This window comes from Phenylobacterium sp. (genome assembly GCF_037138395.1).
Classification (GTDB): Bacteria; Pseudomonadota; Alphaproteobacteria; order Caulobacterales; family Caulobacteraceae; genus Phenylobacterium.
Window position 1 is genome coordinate 1 of record NZ_JBAXIM010000111.1, and the last position, 8,430, is coordinate 8,430.

Here is an 8,430-nt window from a genome sequence, read left to right on the forward strand (position 1 = left end):
CATGGAGACGGACCGGCTGCCCGAAGAAAAGGTGAGGGGCCTCTCCATCGCCCTGGGCTTCGCCTTCCGCGAGGACCCGGACGGTGACGTCCACTTCCTGGATGCCCCCGGCCACGAGGACTTCATCCGCGCCATGGTCATGGGGGCCGCCGGTGCCCGGGCAGTCCTGCTGGTGGTTTCCGCGGTTGAAGGCTTCGCCCGGCAGACCCGTGAGCACCTCAGGATTGCCGGCCTCCTGGGCCTTAGGGACGGCCTTGTCGCCGTGACCAAGGCTGACCTCGTTCCGCCGGACACCCGCGCCGACCTCCAGGCCCGGATCGGGGCGGAGCTGGCGTCGACCTTCCTGGCCCCGGCGCCCGTTGTCTTCTGCTCGGCCGTGACCGGGGAGGGGCTTGGGACCCTCAACCGCGAAATCCACGCCCTGGCCCTGCGGACCCCCCCGCCTGAGCGCCTGCCCGGCGCCTTCCTGCCTCTCGACCGGGTCTTCACCCTGGCCGGGGCGGGAACCGTAGTCACCGGCTCCCTGCAGGGTGCGGAACTCGAAGTGGGGGACGAGGCGGTCCTGGAGCCCTCCGGGCGCAGGGTCCACCTGCGCCAGCTGCAGGTCCATGGCCAGGCGGTCGCGACGGCGCGGGCCGGCGGCCGGGTGGCGGCAGCCCTGCGCGGGGTCTCCCCGGACGAGGTGAAGGCCGGCGAGGTCCTCTGCAGCCCCGGCGTCTTCCCGCCAACCCTGAGGGTGGATGCGGAGATCGCCCTGTCGCCGGACGCTGCCCGGCCGCTTCGGTCCGGGGACGAGGTGCGCGTGCTCTGGGGCGCACGCCAGGACCTTGCCCGGGTGCGCCTCATTGGCGGGACGCCTCTGGAGCCCGGATCTTCGGGCCTGGCCCAGCTCCGCTTCAGCGGCCCTGTCCCCGCCCATGCCGGCCAGCGCCTCCTGCTTCGCCGGCCATCGCCCGCCGGGACCCTGGGGGGTGGCCAGGTGCTGGACCCCATAGCTCCCCTGCTGCGGGCCCGGACCCTGGAAGCCCGCTGCGACCTCCTACTCGCCGTCGTACAGGGCGGGCTGGAGGACATCGCCGCGGCCCTCGCCCGGCGGGATGGGGGTGCAGTCTCCGTGGCCGAGGCGGCCCGCCTGTCTCGCGCACCCGCCGGAGAGGTCCGGTTGCGGCTGGCCCAAACCCTCGTGCGCCTGGATGACGGCCTCTTTGCCCAGGCACCCGCCGTGGAGGCGGCGGCCCAGGGCTATCTCGACCGGCTTGCCGAGGCGCACCGGGCACAGCCCACCCGGGCCTTTGTTGCACTCGGAGCCCTCCGCGGCAGCCTTCAACGGAGCCTGTCCGGGGACCTCATCGCCCATGTGGAGGGCCGGCTCGCCGCCGAGGGTGGGATCCGGATCGTGCGCGGCCAGGCGGCCCTGAAGGACCACGATCCCTTCGCCGCCCTGACGCCGGGCCAGCTGGTGCGCCTGGGGCAGATCGAGGCCGCCTTTCGGGAGGGCGGCATGACACCGCCGGACGCCGCAAGCATCGTCGCCGAGGGGGAGTCCGCAGATCTCCTGAGCCTGCTGGTAGAGTCCGGGCGGCTGGTCTCCCTGCGCAACCATGCCCTGCGCCAGACCCTGGTCTTCCACATAGAGGCCCTGGATGCGGCCCTTGCGGACCTGGAGGCAGCCTTCCCGCCGCCGGCGGCTTTCACCACCGGCGAGGCCCGGGCGGCGCTTTCGACCTCGCGCAAGTTCATCGTGCCGGCCCTGGAGTTCCTCGACTCCCGGGGCGATACGGTCCGTCATGGGGATGCTCGCCAGGTCGTTGCCCAAAGAAAGCGCTTCGGTACGCCGCCGATCCCGCTCTAGTGTTGCGGGCGATGGAGGTGACTGGAGTCTGGTGGCTTCCCCGGTCTTCAAAACCGGTGACACGCCTCACCGGCGTGTGGTGGGTTCGATTCCCATCCACCTCCGCCACCCGGCCTGCGGGCTGGTGCCCCTGCGACCCTGAGGACGGATCCATGACCGACACCCCGCCCGCCTTCACCCTCCAGGACCTCGGCGGCACATCGCGGAGCTTTCCCACGGGACGGCCGAGCCTGATCTGCTTCGCCAAGGAGGATTGCGCCACCTGCAACCTCGTCGCACCCCTGCTGGAGGCCTTTCACCGCACCTGGGGCGAACACGCGGACGTCTGGATGGTCGCCCAGGCCCGGGACGGGGCCGAGATCCTGCGCGATCGCCACGGCCTGACCCTGCCCATCCTGGACGACGGTGCCCTGCGGACCTCCCTGGCCTGGGACTTCGAGAGCGTTCCGGCGGTCTTCTGGACGGACGCGGGGGGGGCAACGGCGCCGGTCATGGAGGGCTTCGTCAAGGTCGAGTGGCAGGCCCTGTCCGCCCGCATTTCCGAAGCGCTCGGGACGCCGGCACCCCAGGTGGACTGGTCCAGCCTGCCGGACTGGCGGCCGGGCTGTGGCTCCAAGCATCTCGACCCTGACATCCACGACCGGCTGGTGGCCGAGGCCGAGGGCAGCCCGATCCGGGCCCGGCGCATCGAGATCGCCGCTTCCGATGACATCGACGAGTTCCTGTTCGACCAGGGCTTCAGCGATGGCCTGCCCCTGGTCCCGCCGACGCCCGAGCGGGTGATCCGCATGCTGGCGGGAACGACCCGGGACCCGCAGGACATCGTCGCCATCGTGCCGCCCAACATGGCCCCGGCCACAGTGGAAAAGGTCGCCATCAACGCCGTGATGGCGGGCTGCCGGCCTGAGTACCTGCCCGTGGTGATCGCCGCCCTGGAGGCGGTCTGCACGGATGAATTCAACATGCACGGGGTCAACGCCACCACCATGGGCGCCTCGCCCGTCCTGGTGGTCAATGGCCCGATCCGCCACCGGATCGGCATGAACATGAAGCTGGCCGCCCTGGGCGCTGGCAACCGCGCCAATGCCACCATCGGCCGAGCGCTTCGCCTGGTCCTCCGTAATCTCGGCGGGGCCCGTCCCGGGGGCGTCGACCGCTCGACCCTCTCCAGTCCGATGAAGTTCACCATGTGCTTCGCCGAGTGGGAGGAGGGCTCGCCCTGGGATCCCCTCCACGTGGAGCGCGGCTTCCAGCCCGAGGATTCGGTGGTCACCGCCTTCGCCATGACCAGTGGCCCGGTGCAGATCGTCGACCAGGAGTCCCGCCGGCCCGACCAGATCGCCGGGACCCTTGGCCTGGGCCTGGAAGGCATGTTCCTGCCCAAGATCCACCGCATGCCCGTGGACGCCCTGCTGGTGGTCTGCCCCGAGCATATCAACACGCTGACCGTCGACGGGGCCTATCCCAAGGACCGGCTCCGCGCCCGCATCCAGGAGGTCACCTCGCGCCCCCTGAGGGAGATGGTGTCCAACGACGTCTCCGGCGCGGGTATCCCGGTCGCCTCCGCCGCCAAGATGACGGCGGAGATGCTCGCGACTCCGGCACCGAAGTTTGCCGATGGCCGGTACATCCACATCGTCGTGGCGGGTTCAGAGGCCGGGAAGTTCTCTGCCGCCTTCCACGGCTGGGTCACGGGTGCCATGGGTTCAACGGTCGTTTCCAGGAAGATCGACTGCTGATAGCGTCACATTTGGAATTCGGAGGACATCGATGACCACTATCCTGGATCCGACCGACGAGCGCGTGCCCGTCGAGCGCCAGATCACCCCGCGAACGGGAAGCATCCCGGGGGTGATCGGCCTTCTGGACATCAGCAAGCCCCGGGGCAATGTGCTCCTGGACGAGCTGGAGCGCCTGCTGGCCGCCCGCTTCCCGGACAATGAGATCCGGCGCTACGCCAAGCCGACCTTCACCAAGCCCTGTCCCACGGACCTGAGGCTGAAGATCAAGGCGGAATGCAGCGTCCTGGTGGAAGCCCTCGCCGATTGAGGATCGTGCACGACGTGCAGTTTGCACGACACTGTATGGTTCGAAATCCAGGGGCTTCCCGCCGTCTCCATCGCCTCCAGCGAGTTCGCTGAGGCCGCCGAGGTCCAGCGCCGGGCGCTGGGCATGGAAGGCGCGCGCTACCTTCTGGTCGATCACCCGATCCAGGACGCCACCGATGACGAGATGCGCGCCAAGGCGCAGGCCGTTGTCGACCAGGTCGTCGCGGCCCTGACCGTCTGACCTCGCCCCTGCCGGCCGAGGTCCGCCGCCTCTGGGGCGGGGCGGGGCCTCGGTTGGCGGATTTTCATGAGCGCGTGAAGGCGGGGAATCCCTTCCGGGATCCGGGTTTCCTCAGGCTGGCCTGACGCCTTGCGTGAACCGGGATTTATTGAAACAAAAGTCAAAAGACGGGGGCGCTGGGTCGCGGAATCCCCCGGGGGGGGAAACGGAATGAATGCGATCACGCCGACCGCCGCGACGTCGCCTCAGGTTGCTGACCTGGACGCCCAGCGCGCCTATCTTGAGGCCAATACCGGAATCCGGGGGCTGGAGATCCTGGCCCCGGGCGACGCGGCCCACGCCCCCGAGCTTTTCCGCCGGGACGGTTTCGTGGTCATCGCCGAGGTGCTGGACAGCGCCCAGGTCGAGTTCCTGGCCCGGGGTTGCCGGGAGGTCGCCGACGAGATCCTCGCCCTCGATACCGACCGGAAGGGGAACCGGGGCTCGCATCGGTACTCCTTCGGCGGCTCCAGCCTGACGCGCAGCCAGCTGCATCGGCCCGAGTGGCGCATGCTGCTCGACAACGACATCGTCAACGCGGTGGTCACTGCCATCTTCCAGTCGCCGGACTTCGTCCTGCGGGCGGCCAGCGGTGACTTCTGCCTGCCGGGGGCGACCGGGTACCAGCCCCTCCACTCCGATATCCGCGACTGGAAGGACGGCGTCTCGACGCCCTACAGCGCCTTCCATGACCCGCGGGGCCAGCTGACCATACGGGACCTGCCGTGTCCCTATGTCTGCGCTAACTTCCTGCCCCAGGAGGTGACCCGGCTGAACGGGCCGACGCGCCAGATCCCGGGCACACAGAACGCCCGCCATCCGATCCCCAGCCTGGCCGAGGAGCCAGAGTGGATGCGGCTGAGCACGGTCTGCCCGGCCCCCGCCGGCGCCGTCATGATCCGCGATGTCCGGGCCTGGCATGGGGGTACGCCCAACCTGTCCGACGCCCTGCGGGCCATTCCGAATCTTGAGTTCTATGCCCCCTGGTTCCGCGAGCCCATCGTCCCGGGGATCAGCCATGCGGACTACCAGACCCTGTCGGAGACCGCCCGGAAGCGGGTCCGGCACTGCGTCCTCGACTCCAGCGAGACCCTGGTGACCGGTCCGACCCTGAGGGCACCATGAAGCACCGCCGCCTGGGGAGGACCGCCCTCCAGGTCAGCGAAATCTGCCTGGGGACCATGAACTTCGGGCCCCTGACCTCCCGCGAGGAGAGCTTCGCCATCCTGAATGACGCCCTGGAAGCAGGGGTGAACTTCATCGATACCGCCGACCAGTACGGGGGCCGTCTCGGGGTCGGCGCGACGGAGCGCCTGCTGGGGGAATGGCTGGCGGAGGATCCGTCCCGGCGGGACCGCGTCGTCCTGGCCACCAAGGTCCATGAGCCCATGTCGGAGGACGTCAACGACCGGGGCCTGTCCGCGCGGCATATCCAGAGGGCCTGCGACGCCAGTTTGAAGCGCCTGGGCGTCGACCACATCGACCTCTACCAGATGCACCATGTCGACCGCGCGGCGCCGGTCGAGGAGATCTGGCAGGCGATGGACCGGCTCATCGCCCAGGGCAAGATCACCTATGTGGGCTCCAGCAACTTCCCCGGCTGGGCCATCGCCCGGTTCAATGAGAAGGCCCTGGCCTCTCACCGCCTCGGCCTGGTCTGCGAGCAGAGCCTCTACAACCTCGTCGAGCGACGGGCCGAGCTGGAGGTGCTTCCTGCCTGCCAGGCCTACGGCGTCGGCGTGATCGCCTGGAGCCCGCTGGCGGGGGGTCTCCTTGCCGGGACATCCACAGACCCCTCCGGTCGTCGGGGCGCCGCCGCGGTCCGCGATGCCTCCGGGGTCCACGCCGACCGTCTTGCCGCCTTCACCACCCTCTGCAACGAGCTGGGCCAGGCACCGGGCGTGGTCGCCATCGCCTGGCTCCTGCACCAGCCGGGGATCACCTCGGCCATCGTCGGGCCAAGGCGCCGCGACCAGTTCGCCGCCCTCCTGCAGGCGCCGGGTTTAGGTCTTGACGAGTCTGCCCTGGCCCGGCTCGATACCATCTTCCCGGCCTGTGGCGCGGCTCCCGAGGCCTATGCATGGTGACCCATCGATCAGAGTGGCCCTCCGGCGAGGTGGAGGTGACCGGAGGGCGGCTGGCCTATCACAGGACCGGAGGCGCGCTACCACCCATCGTCCTGTCCCATGGACTGACGGACAACGGCCTGTGCTGGACCCGTCTCGCTGAGGCTCTGGAGTCCGACTTCGACGTCATCATGCTCGATGCCCGGGGACATGGGGCAAGTTCACCGCCCGGTGAGGACGGGCTGTCGCCGGACACGCCCGGCCGGGATATCGCCGAGGCCATCACCGCCCTTGGGCTGTCGGGCGTGATCGCCATGGGCCACTCCTTGGGCGCCCGGGCGACCGCCGCCTGCGCGGCGGAATTCCCCGACCTCATCCGCGCCGTCATCCTCGAAGACCCCCCCTTGGTCCCGCCCATAGACGCCGAGACGGCGGCCAAGCGCCTGGCGCGGTTCAATGACCAGGTGAAGCCGTTACGGGACATGACCGAAGCCGAGTTGCTGGCCCTCGGCCGACGCCAGTCGCCGACCTGGGACGCGCAGGAGTTCCCCGCCTGGGTCGCCTCGAAGCAGCAGGTCGCCCGGAACGCCCTTCCGATCCTTCCGACCCCCTGGCAGGACGACATCCGCCGGATTCGGGTGCCGACCCTCCTCATCTACGGAGATGCCGAGAAGGGAAGCCTGGTCGGGGCGGCCGAGGCGAGGGAGGCCCGCGAGATCAACAAGGCCCTTAGGGCGGTTCGCATCGAGGGGGCGGCGCACAATGTCCGCCGGGAGAACTTCCCAGCCTATCTGCTCGCCGTCCGGAGCTTCCTGAACGAAATCTAGTTCTGGGAGCGCGCCCTGGGCTAGGCTGCGGCTATGGAACCCCTCTTCCGTCTCTCCGGCGCGCGCCGGGAGGATCCCGCCGTCGCGGCCTGGTTCGAGGCCGGCGACCCGGGTCTGCGCCCGTTGGCCCGCTTCTGGTTCGGCCAGATCCGGGCCTGTGGCCCGGAGGTCGTGGAATGCCTTCATGACCACCAGCCCACCGCCTGCGTCGATGACGCCGCCTTCGCCTATGTCGCCGCCTACCGCGCCCACGTGGCCGTTGGCTTCTTCCACGGGGCGGACCTGCCGGATCCCTCGGGCGTCCTCGAGGGAAGCGGGAAGCGGATGCGGCACGTCAAGCTGAGGTGGGGCCAGCCGGCGCCGGAGGCGGCTTTGGTGACCCTGATCCTTGCAGCCCATGCCGACATCCGGGCCCGGCTGGCCGCGGCCCCTAGCGCCAGGCGAAGACCGGCTGCTCCAGCTCCGTCACCCGGGTGATCCGGCCGGCGACCAGTCCCGATGCCTTGGGTGACGATCTATTTCAAACAGTGTCACCGTAACCCCGGGTGCGGACCCTGGAGTAGATCCTATTCTTCCTCAAGTCAGAGGCGTATTGTCGATTCAGAGAGTCCCCCCCTGATTTGAGCCCTGATCATGCCCGAAAACCCCATGGAGTTTCACGAGCACAGGGAACATGCCGAACATGCGGCCAAAGCCCATAGCCCGTTGATTGCCCGCGCTTCCATCACGATCGCCCTGTTTGCTGTAGCAACCGCCATTGTCGGGTCAATTGAGTCTATGGAAACCGCAGGGGCGATCCTGGAATCAAACCGGGCGGCCCTGCTCCAGGCCCAGGCCAGCGATCAGTGGGCCTTCTTCCAGGCCAAGGGAATCAAGAAGCGTCTCGATGAAGCCGCCGCCGAAGCGGGCGGCCCCGGAGCCGACAAGGCGCGCGCCAAGGCCCGGCAGGAAGGCGATGACCAGATCGAGATCACCAAGGCGGCCAGGGCGCTTGAGCGACAGAGGGATGAGGCGCGGGCCGAATCCGACCTGCATGAAGCCCGCCACCCGAAACTGACCCTCGCCGCGGCCCTCTTGCAGATCTCCATCGCGGTCTCGACCGTCACCATAATTACCCGCAGGTCCTGGCCCTGGTATCTGGCCCTTCTGGCTGGCGCTGGCGGAATAGGGCTGGCTGCCCTCACCCTTCTGGCCTGAACTAAGCCAGGTTCCGCATCAGATAGCGCACGGGGTTACAGTGACACTGTCCGAAACCCCCTCCGGTGCGACTGAGTTCCTTCACCCTGGGGAGCTCCACCGATGGCCAGACTTGCGCGCGTCGTTGTCCCAGGCCTGCCGCATAACAAGTCCCGATGCC

General features: G+C 69.1%; 8 protein-coding genes and 1 tRNA gene. All 9 read left to right on the forward strand.

What is annotated here, in order from left to right; all coding sequences use genetic code 11:
• On the forward strand, positions 1 to 1,852 hold a 1,852-nt coding region (locus tag WCJ52_RS09475; protein WP_336903061.1), incomplete at its 5' end, for a SelB C-terminal domain-containing protein.
• Positions 1,853 to 1,865: 13 nt separating this feature from the next.
• Positions 1,866 to 1,960: transfer RNA gene (locus tag WCJ52_RS09480), tRNA-Sec, on the forward strand.
• Between the two features lie 44 nt (positions 1,961 to 2,004).
• The gene (locus WCJ52_RS09485; RefSeq protein WP_336903062.1) at positions 2,005 to 3,591 is read left to right on the forward strand and encodes a hypothetical protein; all 1,587 of its coding nucleotides are present in this window, start codon (positions 2,005 to 2,007) and stop codon (positions 3,589 to 3,591) included.
• A 31-nt stretch (positions 3,592 to 3,622) separates the two neighbouring features.
• Entirely contained in the window at positions 3,623 to 4,141 is a 519-nt protein-coding gene (locus WCJ52_RS09490; protein WP_336903063.1) for a UGSC family (seleno)protein, read from the forward strand.
• 210 nt (positions 4,142 to 4,351) lie between these two features.
• Positions 4,352 to 5,305, forward strand: a complete 954-nt coding sequence (locus WCJ52_RS09495; RefSeq protein ID WP_336903064.1) for a phytanoyl-CoA dioxygenase family protein — start codon at positions 4,352 to 4,354, stop codon at positions 5,303 to 5,305.
• Positions 5,302 to 6,267 (forward strand): aldo/keto reductase, encoded by a 966-nt coding sequence (locus tag WCJ52_RS09500; protein ID WP_336903065.1) that lies wholly within the window; start codon positions 5,302 to 5,304, stop codon positions 6,265 to 6,267. Before WCJ52_RS09495 ends, WCJ52_RS09500 begins: the two co-directional genes overlap by 4 nt.
• Positions 6,261 to 7,073: an alpha/beta hydrolase gene (locus WCJ52_RS09505; RefSeq protein WP_336903066.1), complete on the forward strand. Its 813-nt coding sequence runs from the start codon at positions 6,261 to 6,263 to the stop codon at positions 7,071 to 7,073. The genes WCJ52_RS09500 and WCJ52_RS09505 overlap by 7 nt, the downstream gene beginning before the upstream one ends.
• 33 nt (positions 7,074 to 7,106) lie before the next feature.
• Complete coding sequence (locus WCJ52_RS09510; protein ID WP_336903067.1) at positions 7,107 to 7,550, forward strand: DUF1801 domain-containing protein; 444 nt, start codon at positions 7,107 to 7,109, stop codon at positions 7,548 to 7,550.
• 156 nt (positions 7,551 to 7,706) lie between these two features.
• The gene (locus WCJ52_RS09515; protein WP_336903068.1) at positions 7,707 to 8,270 is read left to right on the forward strand and encodes a DUF4337 family protein; all 564 of its coding nucleotides are present in this window, start codon (positions 7,707 to 7,709) and stop codon (positions 8,268 to 8,270) included.
• Positions 8,271 to 8,430: the final 160 nt, after the last annotated feature.

What these genes read in the sequence shown, in the direction of transcription:
- WCJ52_RS09485 (WP_336903062.1), top strand. Translation starts at nt 2,005, where the DNA reads ATGACCGACACCCCGCCCGCCTTCACCCTCCAGGACCTCGGCGGCACA.
- WCJ52_RS09495 (WP_336903064.1), top strand. Translation starts at nt 4,352, where the DNA reads ATGAATGCGATCACGCCGACCGCCGCGACGTCGCCTCAGGTTGCTGAC.
- WCJ52_RS09500 (WP_336903065.1), top strand. Translation starts at nt 5,302, where the DNA reads ATGAAGCACCGCCGCCTGGGGAGGACCGCCCTCCAGGTCAGCGAAATC.
- WCJ52_RS09505 (WP_336903066.1), top strand. Translation starts at nt 6,261, where the DNA reads ATGGTGACCCATCGATCAGAGTGGCCCTCCGGCGAGGTGGAGGTGACC.
- WCJ52_RS09510 (WP_336903067.1), top strand. Translation starts at nt 7,107, where the DNA reads ATGGAACCCCTCTTCCGTCTCTCCGGCGCGCGCCGGGAGGATCCCGCC.
- WCJ52_RS09515 (WP_336903068.1), top strand. Translation starts at nt 7,707, where the DNA reads ATGCCCGAAAACCCCATGGAGTTTCACGAGCACAGGGAACATGCCGAA.